The following is a 23,866-nucleotide window of genomic DNA, read 5'->3' on the forward strand; positions in this document are numbered from 1 at the left end:
TTGTCAGGACTGAACAATCGGGGCAAAAAAAAGGCCGCTAAACAGCGGCCTTTTTTTATTTGGAAGCTCTTCCTGATTAGGGCATTTCTTCCAGCTCTGCACCTTCCTTCACCGGCGGCATCAGATCCTCTTTGCTGATCTTCAATGCCATCAGCACGTTCGCTGCGACGTAAACAGACGAGTAAGTACCCACAACCACACCGACGATCAACGCCAGGGAGAAGTTGTGGATCAGCTCACCACCAAAGAACTGCAGTGCCCAAAGCACTAACAAGGTGGTGAAAGAGGTCATAAAGGTACGGCCCAGGGTCTGACTGATGGAGATGTTAATAATCTCCTCCGACTCTGCCTTGCGCACTTTACGGAAATTCTCGCGGATACGGTCAGATACCACGATAGTATCGTTCAACGAGTAACCGATCACCGCCAGCACCGCCGCCAACACGGTCAGATCGAAGTCCAACCCCATCAGAGCAAAGAAGCCCAGCACAATAATGACATCGTGCCCCAATGCCGCTACCGCGCCAACCGAGAACTTGTACTGGAAGCGCAAAGCGACGTACATCATCACCAGTGCCAGCGCCACCAACATACCGAGGCCGCCATCGTCGCGCAGCTCGGCACCCACTTGCGGGCCGACCAGTTCGACCCGGCGCAGGGTAACGGTGCCCTCACTGCCGGCACGTAGAACCTCTACCACCTTGTCACCAATAGGCGTAGTGGTCTCCTGATCGGTGGCGCTAATACGAGTCTCTTCTTCGGCTACCTCTGGGGGCAACTTGATCATCAGCTCGTTATCGGAGCCGTAGTTAACAACCGTGGCGCCTTCGAAGCCGGCATCTTCCAACTGAGTGCGCACGTCGTTAATAAACGGAGTAACTTCGTAGCCCACTTCTACCTGCGTACCGCCGGTAAAATCCAGACCGAACTTCAGGCCCTTGGCCGCCAGTATCCCGATCGAAGCCAGCACCAGTACAACGGATAGTACGGTGGCAAACTTGCGCCAGCGCATAAAGTCGTACACGCGCTTGCCCATGTACTCGGTAATCTTTCCGCTTTCCACTTTGGTCTCACTCATGGCCAGCCTCCTTAAATCCAGAGTTTCTGTACACGGCGACCGCCGTAGAACAAATTGATGATTGCGCGTGTGCCCATGATGGCACTAAACATAGAGGTGAGAATACCGATAGACAGGGTCACCGCGAAGCCCTGTACTGGGCCGGAGCCGATAGCGTAGAGGATCACCGCCACAATCAGGGTAGTGATATTCGCATCCACAATGGTGCTGTAGGCGTTATCGAAACCGGCACTAATCGCCGTTTGGGGAGGCATCCCATTCCTGAGCTCCTCCCGTATTCGCGAGAAGATCAGCACGTTGGCATCCACCGCCATACCCACCGTCAATACGATACCGGCGATACCGGGTAGCGTCAGGGTGGCGCCGAGAATCGACATCACCGCCACCAGCAGAATCATATTGACCGCCAGGGCAATATTGGCGGCGAGACCAAATACCCGGTAGGAGATCAGCATACAAATAATGACTGCGAGTAGACCGATCTGTACCGATTGCACACCCACCTTGATGTTATCCGCACCCAAGGACGGGCCGATCACACGCTCTTCCACAAAGTACATGGGAGCGGCCAGCGCACCGGCGCGCAGCAGCAGGGCCAGTTCCTGAGCTTCTGCCGGGCTGTCCAGTCCGGTTACACGGAACTGTTTGCCCAGGGCGCTCTGCACGGTGGCCAGGCTGATAATCTTTTTATCTTCAGTTCTAACCTGCTCGACAATCTCATTGCCTTCGGCATCCGTTTTGGTCTGCGGGGTAAAACGGGTCTCGATAAACAGGGTGCCCATACGGCGGCCGACATTCTTCCAGGTAGCGCGGTGCATCAGCTCACCACCACGGGAATCCAGGGTGATATTCACCTGGGGAAGACCGCTCTCATCGTAGCCGACACGCGCATTGGTTACGCTGTCACCCTTGATGATGATCTTGCGCTCCAGCCAGGCGCCGCCGTACATCTGCTGTTGGCGCTCGCTGCGGTACTCGAAGTACTCCTTGTTGGTGACCAGCTCATCGGGGCGGGCCTCCATACGGTATTCCAGGTTGGCGGTCTTACCGATAATCCGCTTGGCTTCGGCAGTATCTTGAACACCGGGCAGCTCCACCACAATACGGTTGCGCCCCTGGCGCTGTACGATCGGCTCGGCCACACCCAGCTCGTTCACCCGGTTGCGCAGGGTGGTGAGGTTCTGGGAAACCGCGTAGTCCTCAAGTTGCTTAATCTCCTGCTCGGACAAGGTGGCCCGGATTTCCAGATTCTCGCCACTGCCGGTCTCGCGCAGTTGCAACTGCGGGAATTCCTTGCGCATGGTGGAAAGGGCCAGACTGCGCAGCTCCTCGTTGCGGAAACGCGCCACAATCTCGCGATCGTCGATCAGGTTAACGCTACGATAACGGGCCTTGGCCGCGCGCAGTTTGGTTTTCACATCCTGCACATAGCCTTCCATATTGGTTTTTACGATGGTGTTGGTATCCACCTCCATCAGGAAGTGCACACCACCGGCCAGGTCGAGACCCAGCTTCATGGGGCTGGCGCCGATATCACTGAGCCACTGGGGGGTAGTAGACGCCAGGTTTAGAGCAACCACGTAATCGCTGTGCCCCAGGGCCTCCTGAATCGCGCGCTTGGCAGGTAGCTGCTGATCGATGGATTCGAGGCGGATCAAAATCGCCTTATCACCCACCTCGCCACCAAAGTGGGCGATACCCGCGTCATCCAGGGCTTTGCGCGCCTTGGAGAGGACATTTTCATCCATCTCCATGGCACTGGACTGCCCGGAAATCTGCACCGCAGGGTCCGGCTTATAGAGGTTGGGCGCGGCGTAGATCAGGCCGAAGGCCACAACCGCGAGAATCAGAAAGTACTTCCAGATCGGGTAGCGATTCATGCTGTTCTCATTGTTCTAGTGTGACCCCGAGGGCCGGTAAATCTTGGCAATCTGCCACGATATGTGGGCGCAGTACACAGATTGCAAGGTGCACAGCCGCCGACAAAAGTGGGAGCGATTATACGGGGATCGAATGAACGGACAAATGACAGGGGCACAATCGTGCGATCGACTGTGCCCCAGATAGGATAAATGTGCGACAGGACTAGGCCTGCAGTGGCGGCACCTCACGATCCAGACCGCGGTAGAACTCCGCGACATACGCCTCCAGCTCGTTGGCGGCAATAGCATCGCGCAGCTTTTGCATCAGGCGCTGGTAGTGACGCAGATTGTGAATCGTATTCAGCTGTGCACCGAGAATTTCACCGCAGCGATCCAGGTGATGCAGGTAAGCGCGGGAGAAGTTCTCGCAGGTGTAGCAATCGCACTCTTTCTCCAAGGGGCCCGTATCGTGGCGGTGCTTGGCGTTGCGGATTTTCACCACACCCTCGAAAGTAAACAGGTGGCCGTTACGCGCATTGCGCGTGGGCATGACGCAGTCGAACATATCCACTCCGCGACGCACCGCCTCGACAATATCTTCCGGCTTGCCCACGCCCATCAGGTAGCGCGGCTTATCTTCCGGCATCTTGTGCGCCAGGTGATCCAGTACCTTGATCATCTCTTCTTTCGGCTCACCCACAGACAAGCCGCCAATGGCATAGCCATCGAAACCAATCTCGGTCAGGCCGCGCAGGGACACATCGCGCAATTCCGGGTACATACCGCCCTGTACAATACCGAACAGCGCCGATGGGCTATCGCCGTGGGCCTTCTTAGAGCGCTCCGCCCAACGCAGGGACAACTCCATAGATTTGCGCGCTTCGTCAGTGGTGGCCGGATAAGGCGTGCACTCATCGAAGATCATGACAATATCGGAACCCAGGTCCCGCTGAACGCGCATGGATTCTTCTGGGTCCAGAAATACCGGACTGCCATCGATCGGCGAGCGGAAGGAAACCCCCTCCTCCGTAATCTTGCGCAGCTCACCCAAGCTAAACACCTGGAAACCGCCGGAGTCGGTGAGGATCGGTCCGGACCATTGAGTGAAATCGTGCAAATCGCCGTGGGCTTTAACCACTTCGGTACCCGGGCGCAGCATCAGGTGGAAAGTATTGCCCAAAATAATTTGTGCACCGATCCCTTCGATATCCCTCGGCAACATGCCTTTCACGGTGCCGTAAGTGCCCACCGGCATAAACGCCGGGGTTTCCACCACACCGCGAGGGAAGCGCAAGCGGCCGCGACGGGCCTTGCCATCAGTGTTATCCACTTCAAACTGCATAAAACATTCGCGGCTCACTGGGTATCTCCTTTCGCTGGTGCGACTTCTTCTTTTTTGGCATTGGGATCGCGGGTAATAAACATGGCATCGCCGTAACTAAAGAAGCGGTAACGCTCCTCAACTGCGGCCTTATAGGCGGCCATCGTATGCTGGTACCCGGCAAAGGCGCTCACCAGCATCAATAAGGTGGATTCCGGTAGATGGAAGTTGGTGACCAACTTATCCACAACCTGGAATTCATAACCGGGATAAATAAAGATATCTGTCTCTCCCACGGTGGCCTGTAACTGGCCACTGCGCGCCGCACTTTCCAGCGCGCGTACGCTTGTGGTACCCACCGCAATCACACTGCCATTGCGCGCGCGGCAAGCGGCTACCGCATCCACCACATCCTGGGAAACATCCAGCACTTCGCTGTGCATCTGGTGCTCGTAAATATTGTCTACGCGCACCGGCTGGAAAGTACCGGCACCCACATGCAGGGTAACGAAGACAACCTCGACACCTTTATCCTGCAGCGCACCGATCATCTCATCATCAAAGTGCAGCCCCGCCGTCGGCGCGGCCACTGCACCGGCATTGCGGCCGTACACTGTTTGGTAGCGCTCCCGATCGCTGGCATCGTCTTCACGATCAATATAAGGAGGCAGCGGCATATGGCCGAGGCGATCCAGAATCGCCAGCACACCCTCTTTTTTGGGGAAGGACAATTCAAATAGCGCATCCTTGCGGCCGGTCACCTCTATACGGGTACCGTCTTCAAGGACGATCGTGGAACCGGGCTTAGGCGACTTACTGGAGCGCACATGGGCCCAGATATCCGTCTCGTTGAGCACCCGCTCCACCAGGATTTCCAACTTACCGCCGGTCTCCTTCTGCGCGAACAAACGCGCCGGGATCACCCGGGTATCGTTAAAGACTATCAGGTCACCTGCCTGTACCTGGTCGAGAATATCTGGGAACTGCCGATGTGCAATGGCCCCGCTGGGCCCATCCAGACACAAAAGACGGCTGCCACGGCGCTCTTCAGTAGGCGCGCGGGCGATCAGCTCATCGGGCAGATGAAAGTCAAAGTCCTGACGCTGCATGGAATCCTGGAAATCTAGAAACTATGGAGAGGTCGCGAAGGTTATAGGAAATTTTAGGAGCTGTTAACTGGGACGACAGAAAATGCGCTAAGTTATTGAAATCACTGGTTGACCCAGACCAAAGCATTGCTATAATCACGCCCTCTTCGCACCGACCCCAAGGTCGAGCAGCGAAAGTGCCAGAGTGGTGAAATTGGTAGACACAGGGGATTCAAAATCCCCCGCCCTTAAAAGCGTGCCGGTTCGAGTCCGGCCTCTGGTACCATCTCTCAAACCCGCGTCAGCCCTAGCTTTCGCGGGTTTTTTAATTCTGACTTACCTTCCCTCAATTTTGAAGAATGGCGCTTAAAAGCTCTAAAGTGTCCACATTGTGTCCACACAGGATTTTTTTGTCTCTCCCCCGCCCACATGTGGACACCATCCATTTATTGCTTTCCCCCTATGAAACTCCTCTTCATTTCTCTTCCCATCTCTTCAAAGTGTGAAATCCAAAGCATCCACAAACCCCGCACTAACTCAGGCCTGGGCCGACGATCTCATTTCACCAACTAAAAGAGCGCCCAAAATCGGCAGGCGTGGGGAGGAGTGACCGGCGGCAATTTTTACTGCACAATTATTAACCACAAGAAATCAGAAGGAGCTGGTTATGCGAATTTTTAAAGGGTTTTTGAAGGTTGGCGCCTGCCTGGTGACTTTATCTGGCTGCCAGGATGCTATGAAGGGAAATGAAATCTACCCAACAGCAGATAACCTAATAGAAATTGATCCAGACCAGCTAAGTATTATGGAAGCCAGGAACAGTGATGATGGCATCCTGATTGTGGTTGGTGAGTCCCCTTCTCACAAGTGTGAAATAATAATACCTGGAGCAAACCTTGGACAAAAAATCGCAGTTACTTCTTTAATGAATGAAGAGGGAATACAAGCAACCTGTCTTTGGGGTAGCGAAAAATATATACAGTCAAGGGAGCATCACACTGTAACCACGGCTCGTGTTGCCGATAGAATAATAATAGATATCCAACTTTATAACCCCTCCGCCGGAAAGTATTTGGCAATAACGGCTTTTCTTCCCCATCAAAATCTTAGGGTAGGCCAGCACGCCGACAAGCATATTAGTTAACCTAATTAACAAAAAACAAAAAGGCAAAACGCCATTCTATGAGAAAATTATTTTTCAAATTAATCAAAAAAGAAGAATTTCTCAAAGCAGCACTAGTTAAAAACCACCTATCTGTAATTTTAACTTTAGCTAGCGTCACATGGCTTATTTTCTTTGGAGGGCTGGAGCTTATATTTGCATCCGCTCCTAGTCCTGGAATGAAAGTGGCAACCATACTGATTGGCTATGGAACTCCTTTGGTCAATTTCATATACGGATACAAAGAAATAAAGATCAGACATGAAACCTACATTATTCGTAGATCAAACCATGGAAATCATGCATAAATACCATGAATCCCCCACTGGCGTAAAACCACTAAGTATTCAAGGGAAAAGTGAATGATCAATAGAACTTTTAAATTTAGGTTCGGAAATAAAGATGACCTTAACGCCTTGCATGAAAATTATGTATGGTTTGCTGACTTTGAAAGTCTCAATGACCCCTTTGAAGGCCAAGTCCAATTTATTACAGATGACATCAATGATGAATTAAGACTGAAATTCTTAACAAAATGCTTCTCCGAGCGCCCACTAAAGGAGGCCTCCCCGGAAGCTGAGGCCGACAGCTATTACAGAGAATATGAAGAAGTTAAAGGTATTCCATTCTCTCAATTTGTCGACTCGTGGGCCAAAAAAGAATTTGAAAAAATCCAAAAATCACATAGGAGTAGATATTTTGTATTCTCACAATCGCAAACCGGAGATGACCATGAATTTCCTTCTCCATTAAACAATATACAAATGTGGTCACACTACGCAAACAAATTTGAAGGTTATTGTATTGAGTTCGACTTTGATAGACTGAAAGACACAATTCAATCCATGAACTCAATAATGCTCAACGCTGCCCCTGTCAAGTACCCTCAAGTTGGAACCCTTCCTACATTAAACCTAAAGACTTTCATGCAGGACTATTTAAATGGCGATAAAGAGGCAGCCAAAGAAATACTAAAGGCGCTCTACGTTAAGCAGCAAAACTGGATGATAGAGAATGAAGTTCGCTTTATTTCTCAAAATCGCGGGAAACACTATTATGACCCATCGAGCATTAGGGCAATATACATCGCTGAAAAAATGCCATCAACGGATCGAGAAGAGATCATCTCAACCGTAGAGGCCAAGCGAAAAGGCATAAAAATTTTTGATGTGGAAATTCATGAAGATGAATACATGCTTGGATTTTCCCCAAGATAGAGTTCACCGATTAAAATTTTTTTCAATCAATCAACCCTCAGCTAGGCAAGTCGCACCTTACACAATTACTTATTCATGACACTATTGTAAAGTAAATATTAGCAATGAATGAATCACAACTTGCATCAGAAATTGCAAATAAAATTATTTCGGACTCAAAATTCTGGATTGCCTTAATAGGCTTATGCGGGGCAATTGTCGGCTCTCTTTTGACATTTCTGGGAAATTTTATTTTACACCAGCTAAAGGAAGGCCCCCAAAAAAAACTAGAAAACCAACGTATCGACCTGCTAAAAAAGATGCTCGATGATGATAGATTTGAACAAAAATGGAGAAGCCTATCTGTACTGAGTGCAGTAATTGGCGCATCTGAAGAGGAGACTAAACGGCTCCTCTTTATTTCTGGCGCTAGAGGATCAGAAGAGACTGATGGAAAATGGGGGTTAATAAAAAATCACCCCTTACCAGGCCCGCAGAATTTATAGTAAAAACGAAATGTAATCTACACTATATCCAACAGCCATCAAGGCAAGGGTAGGTTTATACTACCCTTGCCTCTAAAACCCCACCCCACTTTATCGAATACTCGGTATAGCTTCCGGTCACAACATCCAAAATCTGCAACCAAGAATAAAACTCCGCTTTCTTAGACTTCGCAATTTCTTCCGCCAGCTCCATTGCCGTTTCTTCTGTAGGTGCGGAACCTCTAAAGCTCTTAGCTCCGCCATTCATCAAGTGAACCCGTTCGGCGAAAATGGCGTACCTGTTTACTCTGTTTTTCATAACTTCTCTCCTTTTAAGTGTATAACCAGCTTAAGCCCGAACCGCGCTAAGCTGAGATTTCAAACTATCCGCACTGCTCTTGTGCCCATTAATTGCCGCCTCCTGGTCTGGTTTTTTGCCATTACTGGGGTGCGTGTGTGTAGCGAGTGTTCCGGCCAGGGCCGACATTACGCCGATTAAATCTTCTAATACCTTCAGCACATTTAAAGATTCACTACCTAACCAAACCTTGCCGCCGTCTTTTACTTTGATGGTTTGGCGGACCTTGGCCACTGATTCGCGAATATTTCCCATCTGTTCTTTTAAGTCGCGCCCCACTGAAATATTAATATCACTGCCGCTTGTAATATTTAGATTGTCTAGGGCTGACAAGTTCAGGCCACCAGCAGATAAGAAACGTAAAGCTCCAAGAAATTCAATTATTTTTACGCCGGCCATTTCTTCCACGGAATGCTCATGGACTTGTCGGTGCTCGCTTTCACAGCTTGTCTTTATTTCGGCGGCCTCTGTAATTCCGTGTAATAATTTCTCGCGTATATCCCCGTGGGTTTCCCGGCTACAGTCTGTGCTGTCATCCACTTTTAGTCACACTGAGTCGCATTGCTGCCACATTAAACTCTACGGTCGAGTGCTAGGGGCCCTACCCCGTGCGATAACACCGTACGAACAAATGGCTCATCAGCCATTGTGCATAGTGCAGTGATAGCGGTACAAAAAAACAGGCAAGAAATCAAATGAAAACCTCTACCATCTCGTAATTTATATCGACATAGGACGGATAAATAACTAGCCAAGCTAACAACATTTATGTTTACATCACGTTGTGTGATCAGCATTTATGATTCAAACAAATCATCTTGTCGATAATAAAAAAGCATACTTAATTTAGATTCTTATTTTAAGTCCACTTTTACATCTACAGGCTCAATATATGAATAGTGAGAATTCAATTACTTCCGGTGGTTGCTTATGTGGAGCTGTGCGGTATGAGGTTAAAGGGCCACTACGCAACGTAGTTAACTGCCATTGTAGTATGTGTCAAAAGCTACATGGAAGTTTCGGCCCTCACACAAAGGCTCGCAAGGTCAATATTAAGATAACAAAAGATGACGGGCTGGCGTGGTATAAAACATCAGAAGTAGCCCGCAGAGGTTTCTGCCAGCAATGTGGATCAAGCCTATTCTGGGAACCATTTAATCTCGATGCTACTGGAATTATTGCAGGATCACTAGATGGCCCAACTGGGTTGAAAACAATGGGGCATATTTTCACCGGCGAAAAATCTGATTTTTACGAAATTGATGACGAACACCCTCAATTCAAGGGATCATCAAATGGGCAGCTTGTCAATGACTACAAATAAATTATTATTTTTTTGACTGAGAGAAAACCCCAAATCTAAAAGATGAAAGGCAAATAATCCCTTGATCGTAGGCTCAATCTCTACCTGATCAAAAACAATCAATTTAGGTAGCAATAGTCAATGAGCTGACACTTAAGTGATAATATCGACTTTAGTGACAGCTCAAATTGAAACAGTGCAAACAACATAGCTGATAGCCTTTTGGCAGTAAAACAATCTCTCAGGAAAAGGATTTCCCCGGCCACTCTCGCAACGGTTAAGGCTCCCTTCTATGATGCCTTCTTCTATGATGCCCTCTTCACTTTTATCCAACTTGACTGAAACCAGAGGGTGTCATTAATTAGCTATTCAGTTTTTACTATCCGGACACTCTCTTTCCTCCAACACCCCACCGGTCTTGATTGAATACTCGGTATAGTTACCAGTCATAATATCGAGAATTTGCAGCCAAGAATAAAACACCGCTTTTTCAGACTTAGCAATTTCTTCTGCCAGATCCATGGCGGCTTCCTCTGTAGGTGCAGAATCCCTAAAACTTTTTGCACCGCCATTCATCAAATGAATTCGTTCGGCAAAAATTGCGAATCGATTGATCTTTCTTCCCATGATCTATCTCCTTTCGATAAAACTGCTTAAGCCCTTACATCCTTATGCAGGGGCTGCCAGCCAATCCATACTGCGCTCGACTTCCCGCATCTGCGTCAATGTCAGATCCAACTCCTTGCGCAGATTTACACCAACAGAAACTGAAAAGCTGCGCACATACTTCGTATAATTCAGCATACAGATAGCATACATTGCTCGGTTGTCATAATCCGAGCGATACCGGCAAATCCGGACAGGCTCTCCGTCGAAAATGATGCTTCTGGTTCCCATGACCACCCTTACCAAACTACTGTACATGCATACAGTATAAGATATGGTGATCCTGCTTTGTCAACCCACAATGGACTCAACACCCTTAATGAGCCCTGAATAGGCTAAAAATCAACCTGTTATCACAAAGTGGTGTCTTGAAGATTTTTGAGGTCTGAATGAGTCGCAGAATAAACTGGGATTTGTCAAAACGACGAAAAACCGCTAAATAACATCACTAAAAATTGGTCGTTCAGAAAGGTAGCCCTGTACCAATTACAAGTAGTCAAGGGAGACTGAACTCCATTCAACGCTACTCTATTTCTTAAGAGAAACAGATTTTCTGAAATATGGCCTGAATAACCATACTGGACTAGATTTAAGCGCTTACTAGTTTATCTTGTTTTATATCATTGAGTAGATAGCACCAAATTGGTCAATCAGCAAAATTATTCACTAAGGGTAGAAGGCATTCCAAGCGTTCAGTTTGCACAGCATTGGTTTTATATACCATCGTTTTGCCAATACATGCTGTCATTTTTAATAGCCTGTTTTTATAATCCAGAACATTCAAAATTTAGTATTGACTAACAATTGTCACTTGAAAATGAAAGGCGAGCAACATAAAGTACCCACTTAAGCAATAACACTTAATATCGCTATTTTTAGTATCAGGCTTTTAACATTATTGGAATATCAAATGGAAAAGGTTGCCATTCTTGTTGACGTGCAGAATGTTTATTACACATGCAGGCAAATCCATAAACGAAACTTTGATTATAATAAGTTTTGGTCTGAAGCAACTCATGGAAGGAAAGTTGTAAAAGCCGTGGCCTACGCCATCGACCGTGGCGATAGAAAACAGTATCAATTTCAAAATATCTTAAGATCTATCGGTTTTGAGGTGAAACTAAAACCCTTCACTCAACGGTCCGATGGTTCCGCCAAAGGTGATTGGGATGTGGGGATAACGATAGATGCGATGGAATATTCAAGCTTAGTAGACACTATAGTTTTAGTTTCAGGTGATGGTGACTTTGATATTCTTGTGCATAAGCTCAGATTAGATAGAGACAAAAAGGTTGAAGTATATGGCGTACCAGAGTTGACCGCTGCCACATTATTCAACGCGGCAAGTAAATTTATTCCAATTGATAACAAACTTTTACTTTAACAACTATCTATCTAAGTATACGGCTCTTTTATAGGCTAATATGCATCTATAGGACGACAGCACAAGCTCCATAGCCAAACATCAGCAAGGAGCTTAGTACTAACTTGAAAATTTAATGCGGGCGCTGATACTCCTCTATACACTTTTACCAGCAGTAGTGATTCAAATACCTATAAGACCCTATTTAATGACTTAGGGTGGCAGCCTCTCTACAGTTTAACCTCAGGATATACCGCTGCACTTCTGGTTATTAAAGATTTCTCAAATGCACAAGTCAGTATAACTACTATTTACCAGCGTCATGACAACACCCTAGACATTGATAGAATAAAATCGATGGAATCGACCAGATCTGTAGATGTTCTCCCCCAATTTAAAAAGCTCAGGCTTTTCGAGCTAGTAAGCCATAAAACCTAATTGACTTACAATGAGAGCTTTAAAAGAACCTATCAGTCAATTTTGTACTTACTTAAACCTTTCTATCTATCCAATAATCAACCCAAGGTCTGGGTGCTTGTATATTTTTCCATTTTGACAACTACTTATTTAACTCACAAATATCCATAACATATTGATATTTATACTAATTATAAGAACTCATAAAAAGCTTGACCCTTCAAAACAACAACCGATCAATCAAGTGCTATGTTTTTAAAGATAACCTCTAAGTGTCAGGGTAGAGGAGAGTCGATAATGACTATGAGAATCCTATCTATCGATGGAGGGGGTATCAGGGGAATACTGCCTGGCGAGATACTGGTATCTCTTGAGGAAAAACTAAAAAAAGAATCAAAAAATCCAGATGCCAGGATCGGCGACTATTTTGATCTCATTGCCGGCACAAGTACAGGTGCCATACTCGGTGCTGCATATATCTGTCCTAACAAGAAAGGAAAACCTAAATTTTCAGCTCGAGAAGTAGCCAATATCTATTTTGAAGAGGGAGATGATATATTTGAAGTCAGACCCTTGCAAAAAATTAAACTATTGCGGGTATTTCAAGATGAAAAATACTCCGCACATGAACTAGAGAGAGTTCTGAAATATTACTTCAAAAAAATAAAACTGAGCGAGCTATTAAAGCCAACTTGTTTTGTTTCCTATGACATTAAAAGTCGCAAACAAATAATTTTCAGGCAACATTGCGCAAAAACGGGAAGTGAGGATTTCCTGGTAAGAGATCTACTGCGTGGAAGTTCCGCTGCACCAACATATTTTGAAGCAGCACGTATCCGCCCACAACTACCATTTAAGACAAAATATGTCCTAGTGGATGGCGGTATGGTCGCCAACGATCCAGCCTTATGTGCTTACTCCGAAGCAATAAAGTTTAGTGGGGTGGGAGGGATTGAAGATATGGTAATTGTTTCTCTCGGAACAGGTAAAAAACTTAGAGAATACTATTATCAAGAGGTAAAAGATTACGGGATTTTGGGATGGTCAAGACCTGTAGTTGACATTGCACTTAATGGTAACTCACAAATGACTGACTATCATCTGGAAAAAATCGCCTCTACCGTAAAAGGTAGACAATATTATAGAATTGAACCTCTGCTGTTCGACGCAGAAAAAGAAATGGACAGTGCCACCCCAGAAAACTTAAACAACCTAAAAGAAGCTGGAAAAAAGAATGCTGATGAATTTGACTCTGTATTAGAAGAGATAGCTGAGATACTAGTTACACCTAATAAGCCTCACGAATATATACCATATCACAAGTGATGGTCTAAACAAGCTACTTTAAATGTTATATTTATACTAAATATTTATCTTTTGATTTTTGCTAGATAATCGTAGATTACTAAGGCATCCTATTTAATATAAAACTTACAAAATCATCTAACAAAGATAACCAATAATCCTTGATCGTTAAATATTAGCCTTACCTTTCGTGAGCTTGAAAACAATCACTGTCAAAGTTATCTCTGAAGTTGTAATCATAATTAAAAGGTATAAACAAGATTCATCAGCAAAATTTCAAACTAGAGCGTTTAAAACTGCTGAAAAAATATACAATTAAGAGTAAAATATAACCTTAATATGAATAGCCAATATACTTTATATTGAAACCCCTTTCAGATCTATTGAGAATGTTCTGACGAAAGATACCTTTTTTCCTCTTATAATGAAGATATACGAAAACCTAAAGATCAGCTTTATAAACTAGTGAAGATTAACGAGGTAAATCCTGAATTGGAGAGACACTATCTTCGAATAAAACATGTCGGCGTCGAAATGTTTTGCCCTTAAGGTATTCCGGATTACTGATTCTGTCCATTCGAAAATGACGGAAGTCTTTGCGTGCGGGATCCCAAGCTACCAAATACCATAGAGGTGGCAAAATCAGCATCGCCTGTGGCTCAACAACCCTACTGGTTACAGATCCCTTTGCATCACGGTATTGGAAGCTTAGTTGTAACCGCTGGAGAAAGGCTGTCTCGAAAGTGGGGAGCAACGCGGGCTCCATTTCCTGAATATTTGATACGTCTACCTTTGGTGAAAGCTTACCGATATATAAGCAGTCTAAAAACCGGCGTAAATCACGTACTTTGTCCGGTGGCAAAGCCTTCTCTATTTTGGCAAGCCCAGTATCTGCAAGCCCCGAAAAAGGTAAATTCCCGGCTGCACGCATTGATGCAACGCTGATAAGGAGTGCAAAGACCTCGGCAACCGAGAGGCGCGCTGTGGTTTGGACCGATTGCGGGTCTAATTGCAGACCGCCCCCAGGGCCAGGGTCAGAATGGATAACAAAGCCCTCATCGCGCAGTGCGCTAATATCACGCAACACTGTACGCCTGGATACACCGACCTCTTCTGCTAAGTCAGCAATCGTAGAAGTACCATTTCGGCGAAGGCTGCGCACGATGGCGTCTTGTCGAAGTCGAACACTCATTTTGTAAAGATATTATTAAATGGTGACATTATTTGGCACCATTTAATTTTAGCCTATGTCTGTTCCTTTCAGCAAAGGAGTTCTGAAATTGCAACGCACATCCGTAGCCCCAAGTCGAAGAAAAGGGGCTGTCCGGCACATAAGGCATTGTTGAGCCTCAAAAAAGGAGAAATACATTGTTTAATCTAACCGAATTCCCCAAGCCCACTCTTATTCCAGTCAACGGCGTTGAGTTAGAAGTCTTTGAAGCAGGTCAACAGAATACGGGAAAACCAATTGTGCTTTGTCACGGCTGGCCAGAACATGCCTATTCTTGGCGCCACCAGCTGCCTGTACTTGCCGAAGCCGGCTACCACGTTATCGTTCCAAACCAGCGTGGTTATGGCAATTCATCCCGTCCTGCCGATATAACTGACTATGGTATTGAAAACTTGTCGGGTGACCTCGTCGCGCTTCTTGATCACTACGGATACAAAGATGCCACCTTTGTCGGCCATGATTGGGGCGCAATGGTAGTTTGGGGGCTTACGCTATTACATCCAAACCGGGTCAACAAAGTTATAAATATGGCCCTACCCTACCAGGCTCGCACAGAAAAGCCGTGGGTCGAGTTTATGGAAGAATTTCTAGGAAGCGACTACTACATTGTTCACTTTAACCGACAGCCAGGCATCGCGGACACTGTGTTAGATGCAAATACTTCACAATTCCTTCGCAATATATTCCGCAAGAACGTACCTCCAGCACCACCAGAGCCTGGAATGATGATGATCGATCTCGCCAAAGCAAAAGCGCCACTTGGCGAGCCCTTAATGAGTGATAGCGAACTGGCTGTTTTTGTTTCCGCATTTGAGAAAACAGGATTCATGAGCAGTATTAATTGGTATAGAAACCTTGACCGAAATTGGCAGATCTTGGCAGATGTAGAGCCAACCATCCAAAAGCCAGCACTTATGATTTACGGCGATCGAGACTTGATCCCTAAGGCTCCAAACTTAAAAGAGTTCGTCCCCAATGTTGATATAGTCAGTCTCAACTGCGGCCACTGGATTCAACAGGAAAAACCGGAAGAAACAAATCAGATCATTCTAAAGTGGTTAGAAAAACAGGATGCCTCTTAGCGTAAAAGGCTATTCGATATAAAAAGTATTTAATTAAAGCATTTGAGTAATTTACGGGTGCACTAAAACCCACTATTTCTCGTTACTCAGATACTTTTCTCGTACTTGATTAATCATGCCACCAGCCTCTAGCACTTCGATTTCATCTGCTGACAAGTCACTGCGCAGATTAATACTCTCGCCGGATGACTTAATCAAAAGCTTTACAGAATTGTTTGATTTCAGTTGTGCTATTGGCTTGTCAATCTCAAGGATTGAATCCTGCTCCAGTCGATCGTAATCATCAAAGCTCTCAAAAAGTAGTGGCAGAACACCAAAATTAATGAGATTACGGCGGTGGATACGAGCCATGCTTTTTGCAATTATGCACCTTACCCCAAGAAATCGTGATGATACCGCTGCATGCTCACGGCTGGAGCCTTGCCCATAATTTTCACCACCAACAACAAAACAGTCACCATTCAATTTTATCGCCCGCTGGTAAAAGTTTTCATCAATACGGGAAAATGTATAGCGACTAATGGCGGGGATATTTGAGCGTAAAGGTAAAATCTCCGCTCCAGCAGGCAGTATTTCATCTGTCGAAACGTTGTCACCCGCTTTCAGTAATAGCGGACCCGTTAAGGTGTTTGGAAGCTTTTCAAAGTTTGGCAACGGTTTGATATTCGGACCTTTAATCAGCTCAACGGCTACAGGGATTTCTTGGGGTGGCTGAAGTAAAGGTCTTATATCTGGCAGATATTCCGGCTCACTAAAGCTGGGATAGTCCATGTCCAGATCACGAGGATCGGTGATCACGCCCTTCAGTGCACTGGCAGTGGCGGTTTCAGGGCTGCATAAATAGACTTGGTCATCTGCTGTGCCGGATCGACCGGGGAAATTACGTGGCACAGTACGTAGGCTGATACGGCCAGTGGCCGGAGCCTGCCCCATACCAATACAACCGCCACAACCTGTTTGGTGCAAGCGCGCACCCACTTCAAGTAGTTTTGTGAGATCGCCACTCCGGCTAAGCTCCTCTAGCAATTGGCGCGAGGTTGGGTTGATATCAAAAGAGACATCGTCGGCTAATCGACGACCTGCGACAATACGCGCTGGTATGGCGAAATCCCTCAGCCCAGGGTTAGCAGAAGAGCCAATATAGCTCTGGTAAATAGGGCGACCAGCCACTTCACGTACGGTTATCACTTTGTCTGGACTGGATGGGCAGGCGATCAGCGGCTCAAGATCAGATAAATTAATGGTGTCCTCTTCGTCATAGCTTGCACCCTCATCGGCTTTCATTTCTACATAATCGCTTTCCCGATGCTGTTGCTTGAGGAAGGCCTTCACAGCGTGATCGGCAGGAAAGACACTGGCCGTGGTACCCATCTCCTGCCCCATATTGGCGATTACATGGCGGTCCATAGCAGTAAGATTGGCGAGGCCTGGGCCGTGGTACTCGACAATTTTATTCACACACCCCTTGACCGTTTGCCTACGCAACATTTCCAGGATGATGTCTTTGGCACTGACCCATGGCGGCAATTCACCCTCAAGCTTTACGCCGAGCACTTTCGGCATTTTCAGCGCGAAGGGAACGCCAGCTATAGCCATGGCCACCTGTAGACCACCAGCACCAATGGCCAGCATACCCATAGAGCCGGCTGCACAGGTATGGCTATCGGCGCCAAGTAGCGTCTTTCCGGGAATATCAAAGCAAGCCATATGTACCGGGTGACTTACACCGTTTCCAGGACGTGAAAACCAAAGTCCAAACTTGCGACAGGCGCTTTGCAGGAACAGGTGATCATCCGCATTTTTGAAGTCCGTCTGTAGAAGGTTGTGGTCTACATACTGTGCGGAAAGCTCAGTTTTGATTTGTGATAAACCAAGCGCCTCTAGCTCTAACATCACCAGAGTGCCAGTACCATCCTGAGCCAGCGTCTGGTCAATCTTTATCTCTATTGGGCTACCGGGTTCCAATGAACCGCTCACGAGATGACTCTTAATCAGTTTCTGTGCGAGGTTCATAGCCATAGTGGGTACCCTTGAGCAAATTTCCTTAATCTGAGAAGCTCCACTTTCGGCGCCTCTTGAGCCTGATTCATTGTAGTCCGGGTCAAGATAGTTACTATGTGTGTCTAAATGCCCTTCTGTATTGGCATGATTAATTAAACGCCGGGCCGACAACCTAAGGTCTTGGACAATTCGAAAACACACTAGCCTCAATATGCCATTAAAAATAGCCTTCTCTTTTTCCTTTTGACAAACCAGTGATCAAACCCAACAAAACTCACGCCCTGTGCCTATGTGAGTTTTCTTTAAAATTAACTTATTCATTTTATGAATACAGCCGTACTGCTCAACATGTATTTTTTAATACCAGAAACTTATTTTTACATGCATTAATCACCGCTCACATTGAAGGCATTAACCATTGAGCCTAGTGCTATCTTTCTACAATTGCACTCAATGAATGAATCCAGGGAGAGTTAACAGTGGCGATCCGAATCCTATCTATTGATGGAGGGGGAATAAGAGGCATACTGCCTGGTGAGATATTAGTCTCTCTTGAACATAAGCTAAAAATGCAATCAGGCAACCCCGACGCCAGAATAGGAGATTTTTTTGACCTCATTGCAGGAACAAGTACTGGCGCCGTATTAGGCGCAGCCTATATTTTCCCTAATGAAGAGGGAAGACCAAAATTTTCAGCCCAGGAAGCCGTTAATATTTATTTTAAAGAAGGAGACAAGGTATTTAATGGTGGAATCTGGCCTTACCTGGATAAGCTGAGACTCCTCAAGGAAGAAAAATACTCTACACATGAACTAGAAAAGATATTAAAGAAATATTTTGGAAAAAAAAAGCTTAGTGAACTATTAAAACCCACCTGCTTTATTTCCTATGACATTAAAAAGCGCGAACAAGTTATCTTTAGGCAACACTGCGCATTAGTGAGAAATGAAGACTTTCTAGTTAGAGATTTACTACGAGGCAGCACCGCCGCACCAACCTACTTTGAACCCGCACGTATTTACTCACTATCACCAATTAACAAAAAATATATCCTGGTAGATGGTGGTATGGTTGCCAGTGACCCCGCTTTATGTGCTTACTCAGAAGCCATTAAGTTTAGCGGTGTGAGTGGGATCAAGGATATGATTATTGTGTCTCTTGGTACTGGTAAGCAGCTAACAAGTTACAAATACAAAGAAACGAAAAATTGGGGTATTTTCAACTGGGCAAGGCCAGCTATAGATATTGCATTAAGTGGCGGAGCCCAAATGACCCATTATTACCTGAAACAAATTTCATCAACCGTAGAAAACACAAAGTACTACCGAATTCAGCCAGATCTCTATGATGCGAATTCTGCATTAGATGATGCATCTCCCAAAAATTTGAAAAAACTGAAGAAGTCTGGTGAAAGAAATGCAAAGTACTATGATAATTTATTAGATGACATTGCTCGGACACTGACAAATACACAAGATAACCATCAATATGTGCAAAGATATTGATACCTATCAATACCAAATTAGCTATATTAATAAATAATCATTCAAGCATCTCGTCAAACAGAGACCATACATTAAAAATTTTCTATAGAGTTTACCAATACTCAAACCATATCTATTCTTTATCTTTAATCCGCTATTTATAATTGAATAATATAGAAACAATCGGCAGCAACACTAAGCTTGTTAAGCTCATATGATTCTTTATTCAGGCCTCACATAAAACAATGTTTATTAACTTTTCTACTCGATCTCCGGTATTACTCTCTCCATATTCAATATGCCTTTCACAGCACAGAACCCTAAAGCCAGCTTCAATTAATTGAGTCCGAATATCGCTTTCATCAAAAAGCTGAAACCCAAACGATGTAAATGATAAATTCTGCATAAAGGACTTATCACCAAAAGCTAAACAAAACTTTCCTTCAGGCACCAATACTCTGTGTATTTCAGACAAATGCGTTTTGATAGATTCCCAAAAGTAGATGGTGTGGACAGTAATCGCCTTCTCGAATTGACTGTCAGCAAACGGTAACCTCTCCGAGGTTCCAACTTTAAAGTCCATCTGTCCCGATTCAATGTGTTTAGAGTTGAGAGTTTTCGCGCTCGCAACCATTTCACTAGACCAATCAATTCCGGTATAGCGAATGCTAGAACCTTTTCGAAGTACATCGACTGCAAATTTACCATTGCCAGGCCCAATCTCAAGAATATGGTCATGATCCACCACACGAAGTAATTCTAGTGCGGCCAGGTTCGTTGCTTTATTAGCCTTATTCATCTGCAGTGCAGTATCTGAAGCTAAGGCGCCAGATGGCTTCCTTAGTTGTTCGGCGACTAGTTGAGGATCTTTAGACATTGTATCTCCATTTAGTATTCATCATAAAATGTATATTAATATCCAAAATATATTATTTATGATACTTACAAATTGACATTCATTCAGAGATTAAAAATAGTCCTCTCGAGGTGGTTTTGCCTTAGTGTTTAGCCGCCATAAAGAAATTGCTATCTTTTATTGCTTAGCTTATAAAGCTCATCATTAAATTTAGCTAAATACACCCAAAACAAGCAAATACTTTTATAGAAATCCCTAGAGTGAAAAATAGACTACCCTAAGCAATTTCAATATATAACGTTAAGCGGATTCGTTAGGAGGTTTTAAATGTCGATTAAAATAAAGACTAAAGGTATTCCTCCTGCATACGCCATAGCGCAGCAAAAGTATATACATATACAAATATGTAGCTGTGGGTGGATAGCAGCTAATGCTCATCCGGATTCTCAAAAACCAGCACCTATCAATTAAACTACTAGATACCGGCATAATCCTTAAAGAGAATCTGGCATGCTAAATGGCGCTATGCTTGTCTGGTTTATTTTCGCGGCTATAAGTGTGGTCTTTGTCGTTTGGGATTCTATCACCAACGCGCCGACCAGCTGGGTACAGCGCATGGCGTGGATACTGGTTATTGTATATACAGGTGTTGTTGGGTTGATTCTGTATTTACTGACTTGCCGGCGCCCCTTTCCCGGTGGCCACGATGCATTTACGCGCGCCACTTGGAAACAGAGTGTCAATAGTGAGATGCACTGCCTGGCCGGTGATGCCACCGGTATTGTTATTGCCGCATCCATTGTACCCTTCTATGGTCTCACCAATGGCTGGGATGCCACCATTGAGTATATTGCTGGCTTCATTTGCGGGCTGTTCATTTTTCAGGCGTTGATGATGCTGGGTATGTACCAGGGCAACTATTTGAAAGCGGTGCGCAAAACATTTTTTGCTGAAACGGTTTCTATGAATATGGTAATGGGGGGAATGATTCCTACCATGGTGATACTGGCTTCACTGTGGCCAGAATCGGAAGATCCCACCAATGCCACATTTTGGTTTCGCATGAGCCTTGCAAGTATTGTCGGTGGCTTTATCGCTTATCCCATCAACTACTGGCTGGTAAAAAACCACCTAAAACACGGATGCATGACCCTACCAGGACTGGATGGTCCTGCGCCCTGTCTAGGGTTCTGTTCACCGGAAACTGATCCTGATATCAAGAATAGCCAGCCAATCCCCTCATCCACCCATGATTCACAATCCGAACATGAGGGGCATACCATGACAATGCAAACATTGCCTTTTATTGCATCCAGTTTTTGGGTAGTGGGAACTTTTCTGTTTCTCTTATTTGCGATACTAATGACTAATCAGTTTGTGCCGTTGAAGTTTTGACTGTTTATTTAATAATCAGTCTCGAAAAGATCAGCAAGTAAGATTGAATTATCCTCTGATTCGAGGATTTATGGTAGGATTCGGTTCATTCATCAGTGTCCTCTGGAAGCTAAGAACCGTTCGCTTTAAGCAATAAGGCTCATTTCCTTGACCTGATTTTAAGTATAAATTGCCTTGTAAAGGCTTATCATTGTACTTAATTACGGCTCGCCTTAAATGCTATTTATAGCATTTCAAGCTTGCTCGTAGCAGCGAAATAAATTCTAAAACCTATGGGTTTTCCTCTGCTGATTAAAGGAATACAGCAAATCTATGAATAGCCGTTTACTTAACCTTGATGCACTGCGGGGGCTTGCAGCAATTCTTGTTGTTTGGCAACACAGTAGTGAAGTTTTTATTCGTAATTCCAGTATCGCCCAACATGGCACCGAGCTGGCTGAGTTTGTGAACCAACTAGATTTTGGCCGAATAGGAGTAATCTGTTTCTTTTTAATTTCGGGCTTTGTTATTCCTTTTAGCCTCTCTAGTGCTCAAAGCTCCTTAAAGAACTTTGCCATTCGCCGTTTCTTCCGTCTGTATCCAGCCTACTGGACATCGCTATTTATGGCACTTGGGCTAACTTGGCTTATCAGCGACTGGATGTATCCTGCAGCCACTATTGCCGCAAACACAACCATGCTACAGGGGTTAATGGGGTTTGATAATGTGCAAGGGCTTTACTGGACCTTGACAGTTGAATTAATCTTTTACTGCTTATGTGCATTGATTTTTGCCAAACGGCAACTTGCTAACCCCCTGGTCCTACTACTCTTCTGTTGGGGAGGGTTGTCCCTATTTATAGGTTGGCAATTATTAGAACAATTACCCATTAAGCTGCCAGAGATGGCTCCCACTATTACTTATATTCCTTTCTGTATCGCCGTTATGTTCTGCGGAACCTTGATCCGACATAGTTATGTGAGTAAGAAAAACTACTGGTATGCCATTCTCGCAGCAGCAGGCACCTTCTCTATTCCGCTGATGGTTTTGTTTCTTTATTTCCTCGGTAAACCGGTCACCGAAGACCCTTTGCGCTTTGCCCTACCGCATCTCATAGCTTTGGCTATTTTCTTTGTAGTTCTGCTAGTACCCTTTAGGCCATGGCGCATTCTGGTAGCATTGGGAACCATCAGTTATTCCGTTTATCTATTCCACCCCATTGTGATGCGTGGGCTGAATTGGGTCATACAGCAGTCTTGGGCACAGTCATTTTCTGCTTATTCTGTAGAGGTCTATATGTTGGCCACGACTCTTGTGAGTATTGCCCTGGGTACTTTGGTGTACAAGCTGATTGAGAAGCCGGCTATCAATATGGGTCGCCACTTAAGCAGAAACACAGAAAATAAAGAGATGGCCATTGCCTAAGAGGAAGCTGCCACCAGTTAGTGTTTTTAACTTGAGGGTATTGAGAAATGCCTGGATAAACGTTTTTTATCCAGGCATGTATGCATCAGAGCAGTGACCCAATAAAATTTACCTGCCACCACTCCCCATTAAGTGAACTTACTACTGTGCCCAGAGAAGGCTGGCAGCAATCGACCACATCATAATACCCACCAATACATCCAGCACGCGCCAGGTTTTTGGGTTCTTAAACAGCGGCTGCATCATACTGCCACCAACCGATAACAGCGCAAACCAAAGCACCGAGGCACTGCAAGCGCCAATCACAAAGAATAAAGTACCTTCCCCTGCGTACTGGGCACCGACCGAGCCAATCAGGACAACCGTATCCACATAAGCATGGGGGTTTAACAGGGTAAGCGCCACAGCGGTAATCAAGGCAGAGCGCCTGGATTTAACCCACTCTTTCTTATCCTCTAGCCCCTTATTGGTAAAAGCTGAACGAAACGCCATAGCACCATAGCCAATCAGGAAGGCCACGCCCAACCAGGTCAACCAGACCATCCAGTTTCCTTCTGCTTGGGCCAAGTGTGACACCAGGTAGACACCACTGGTGATCAGGACAATATCCATCAGAACACACAGCGCAGCGATACTGTAGTGGTACTGACGGCGAATACTCTGCGTCAATAGATAAGCATTCTGCGCGCCAATTGCCATGATCAAGCTGATAGTAGTGATAAAGCCCTTGGTTAGAGGGGCTAGCAACAAACCCGAAATCACGTTGCCTCCTGTGGTCATTGGGGTCTGCCCGCGGTGTGCGGGTCGGA

The 23,866-nt window shown here is 45.5% G+C and carries 23 protein-coding genes and 1 tRNA gene; 12 read left to right on the forward strand and 12 right to left on the reverse strand.

Annotation, left to right across the window (positions count from 1 at the left end):
* Nucleotides 1–76: 76 nt before the first annotated feature.
* From secF to queA, 4 genes are all read right to left on the reverse strand, one after another.
* The gene (gene secF, locus ACJJIC_RS18735) at nucleotides 77–1,078 is read right to left on the reverse strand and encodes a protein translocase subunit SecF (RefSeq protein ID WP_252084940.1); all 1,002 of its coding nucleotides are present in this window, start codon (nucleotides 1,076–1,078) and stop codon (nucleotides 77–79) included.
* Nucleotides 1,079–1,089: 11 nt separating this feature from the next.
* Entirely contained in the window at nucleotides 1,090–2,958 is a 1,869-nt protein-coding gene (gene secD, locus ACJJIC_RS18740) for a protein translocase subunit SecD (protein ID WP_445357626.1), read from the reverse strand.
* Between the two features lie 205 nt (nucleotides 2,959–3,163).
* Nucleotides 3,164–4,282 (reverse strand): tRNA guanosine(34) transglycosylase Tgt, encoded by a 1,119-nt coding sequence (gene tgt / locus ACJJIC_RS18745; RefSeq protein ID WP_445357863.1) that lies wholly within the window; start codon nucleotides 4,280–4,282, stop codon nucleotides 3,164–3,166.
* Between the two features lie 14 nt (nucleotides 4,283–4,296).
* On the reverse strand, nucleotides 4,297–5,370 hold the full coding sequence (queA, locus tag ACJJIC_RS18750) for a tRNA preQ1(34) S-adenosylmethionine ribosyltransferase-isomerase QueA (RefSeq protein WP_445357627.1): 1,074 nt from the start codon (nucleotides 5,368–5,370) through the stop codon (nucleotides 4,297–4,299).
* 178 nt (nucleotides 5,371–5,548) lie between these two features.
* Between queA and ACJJIC_RS18755 the strand changes: the two genes are divergently transcribed.
* The 5 genes from ACJJIC_RS18755 (at nucleotide 5,549) to ACJJIC_RS18775 (ending at nucleotide 8,213) form a co-directional block, all read left to right on the forward strand.
* Nucleotides 5,549–5,635: transfer RNA gene (locus ACJJIC_RS18755), tRNA-Leu, on the forward strand.
* A gap of 381 nt (nucleotides 5,636–6,016) precedes the next feature.
* Nucleotides 6,017–6,493 (forward strand): hypothetical protein, encoded by a 477-nt coding sequence (locus ACJJIC_RS18760; protein WP_445357628.1) that lies wholly within the window; start codon nucleotides 6,017–6,019, stop codon nucleotides 6,491–6,493.
* Between the two features lie 38 nt (nucleotides 6,494–6,531).
* On the forward strand, nucleotides 6,532–6,819 hold the full coding sequence (locus tag ACJJIC_RS18765; protein WP_445357629.1) for a hypothetical protein: 288 nt from the start codon (nucleotides 6,532–6,534) through the stop codon (nucleotides 6,817–6,819).
* 54 nt (nucleotides 6,820–6,873) lie between these two features.
* A complete protein-coding gene (locus ACJJIC_RS18770; protein WP_445357630.1) occupies nucleotides 6,874–7,728 on the forward strand; it encodes a DUF2971 domain-containing protein in 855 nt (284 codons plus the stop codon).
* Nucleotides 7,729–7,832: 104 nt separating this feature from the next.
* Nucleotides 7,833–8,213, forward strand: a complete 381-nt coding sequence (locus ACJJIC_RS18775) for a hypothetical protein (protein WP_445357631.1) — start codon at nucleotides 7,833–7,835, stop codon at nucleotides 8,211–8,213.
* 55 nt (nucleotides 8,214–8,268) lie between these two features.
* Here ACJJIC_RS18775 and ACJJIC_RS18780 read toward each other — a convergent pair whose 3' ends face one another.
* Together ACJJIC_RS18780 and ACJJIC_RS18785 are read right to left on the reverse strand one after the other, a co-directional pair.
* Nucleotides 8,269–8,511: a hypothetical protein gene (locus ACJJIC_RS18780; protein WP_445357632.1), complete on the reverse strand. Its 243-nt coding sequence runs from the start codon at nucleotides 8,509–8,511 to the stop codon at nucleotides 8,269–8,271.
* Nucleotides 8,512–8,541: 30 nt separating this feature from the next.
* Nucleotides 8,542–8,958 carry a hypothetical protein gene (locus ACJJIC_RS18785; RefSeq protein WP_445357633.1) on the reverse strand — a complete coding sequence of 139 codons (417 nt, stop codon included), beginning with the start codon at nucleotides 8,956–8,958 and terminating at the stop codon, nucleotides 8,542–8,544.
* Nucleotides 8,959–9,442: 484 nt separating this feature from the next.
* Between ACJJIC_RS18785 and ACJJIC_RS18790 the strand changes: the two genes are divergently transcribed.
* The gene (locus ACJJIC_RS18790) at nucleotides 9,443–9,874 is read left to right on the forward strand and encodes a GFA family protein (protein WP_445357634.1); all 432 of its coding nucleotides are present in this window, start codon (nucleotides 9,443–9,445) and stop codon (nucleotides 9,872–9,874) included.
* Nucleotides 9,875–10,222: 348 nt separating this feature from the next.
* On the opposite strand, the gene ACJJIC_RS18795 is transcribed toward ACJJIC_RS18790, so the two are convergent.
* Nucleotides 10,223–10,480 carry a hypothetical protein gene (locus tag ACJJIC_RS18795; RefSeq protein WP_444885786.1) on the reverse strand — a complete coding sequence of 86 codons (258 nt, stop codon included), beginning with the start codon at nucleotides 10,478–10,480 and terminating at the stop codon, nucleotides 10,223–10,225.
* A gap of 42 nt (nucleotides 10,481–10,522) precedes the next feature.
* Nucleotides 10,523–10,750 carry a hypothetical protein gene (locus ACJJIC_RS18800; RefSeq protein ID WP_152452121.1) on the reverse strand — a complete coding sequence of 76 codons (228 nt, stop codon included), beginning with the start codon at nucleotides 10,748–10,750 and terminating at the stop codon, nucleotides 10,523–10,525.
* Nucleotides 10,751–11,429: 679 nt separating this feature from the next.
* On the opposite strand from ACJJIC_RS18800, the gene ACJJIC_RS18805 reads away from it, so the two are divergent.
* Entirely contained in the window at nucleotides 11,430–11,903 is a 474-nt protein-coding gene (locus ACJJIC_RS18805) for an NYN domain-containing protein (protein ID WP_444888275.1), read from the forward strand.
* A 693-nt stretch (nucleotides 11,904–12,596) separates the two neighbouring features.
* Nucleotides 12,597–13,625 carry a patatin-like phospholipase family protein gene (locus ACJJIC_RS18810; protein WP_445357635.1) on the forward strand — a complete coding sequence of 343 codons (1,029 nt, stop codon included), beginning with the start codon at nucleotides 12,597–12,599 and terminating at the stop codon, nucleotides 13,623–13,625.
* A gap of 451 nt (nucleotides 13,626–14,076) precedes the next feature.
* Here ACJJIC_RS18810 and ACJJIC_RS18815 read toward each other — a convergent pair whose 3' ends face one another.
* On the reverse strand, nucleotides 14,077–14,796 hold the full coding sequence (locus ACJJIC_RS18815; RefSeq protein WP_445357636.1) for a helix-turn-helix transcriptional regulator: 720 nt from the start codon (nucleotides 14,794–14,796) through the stop codon (nucleotides 14,077–14,079).
* A gap of 176 nt (nucleotides 14,797–14,972) precedes the next feature.
* On the opposite strand from ACJJIC_RS18815, the gene ACJJIC_RS18820 reads away from it, so the two are divergent.
* Nucleotides 14,973–15,917: an alpha/beta fold hydrolase gene (locus ACJJIC_RS18820; protein ID WP_445357637.1), complete on the forward strand. Its 945-nt coding sequence runs from the start codon at nucleotides 14,973–14,975 to the stop codon at nucleotides 15,915–15,917.
* Between the two features lie 72 nt (nucleotides 15,918–15,989).
* Here ACJJIC_RS18820 and ACJJIC_RS18825 read toward each other — a convergent pair whose 3' ends face one another.
* Nucleotides 15,990–17,936: an aconitate hydratase gene (locus ACJJIC_RS18825; protein WP_445357638.1), complete on the reverse strand. Its 1,947-nt coding sequence runs from the start codon at nucleotides 17,934–17,936 to the stop codon at nucleotides 15,990–15,992.
* 461 nt (nucleotides 17,937–18,397) lie between these two features.
* On the opposite strand from ACJJIC_RS18825, the gene ACJJIC_RS18830 reads away from it, so the two are divergent.
* Nucleotides 18,398–19,423: a patatin-like phospholipase family protein gene (locus ACJJIC_RS18830; RefSeq protein ID WP_445357639.1), complete on the forward strand. Its 1,026-nt coding sequence runs from the start codon at nucleotides 18,398–18,400 to the stop codon at nucleotides 19,421–19,423.
* A 205-nt stretch (nucleotides 19,424–19,628) separates the two neighbouring features.
* On the opposite strand, the gene ACJJIC_RS18835 is transcribed toward ACJJIC_RS18830, so the two are convergent.
* Nucleotides 19,629–20,279 (reverse strand): class I SAM-dependent methyltransferase, encoded by a 651-nt coding sequence (locus tag ACJJIC_RS18835; RefSeq protein ID WP_444891040.1) that lies wholly within the window; start codon nucleotides 20,277–20,279, stop codon nucleotides 19,629–19,631.
* 489 nt (nucleotides 20,280–20,768) lie between these two features.
* Between ACJJIC_RS18835 and ACJJIC_RS18840 the strand changes: the two genes are divergently transcribed.
* Both ACJJIC_RS18840 and ACJJIC_RS18845 read left to right on the forward strand, forming a co-directional pair.
* Nucleotides 20,769–21,653, forward strand: coding sequence for a DUF4396 domain-containing protein (locus ACJJIC_RS18840; protein WP_445357640.1), 885 nt, complete (start codon nucleotides 20,769–20,771; stop codon nucleotides 21,651–21,653).
* Between the two features lie 312 nt (nucleotides 21,654–21,965).
* Nucleotides 21,966–23,057: an acyltransferase family protein gene (locus ACJJIC_RS18845; RefSeq protein ID WP_445357641.1), complete on the forward strand. Its 1,092-nt coding sequence runs from the start codon at nucleotides 21,966–21,968 to the stop codon at nucleotides 23,055–23,057.
* 141 nt (nucleotides 23,058–23,198) lie between these two features.
* Here ACJJIC_RS18845 and ACJJIC_RS18850 read toward each other — a convergent pair whose 3' ends face one another.
* A complete protein-coding gene (locus ACJJIC_RS18850) occupies nucleotides 23,199–23,837 on the reverse strand; it encodes a LysE/ArgO family amino acid transporter (protein ID WP_252084900.1) in 639 nt (212 codons plus the stop codon).
* Nucleotides 23,838–23,866: the final 29 nt, after the last annotated feature.

This window comes from Microbulbifer mixtoriginis (SeqCode), from assembly GCF_052468275.1.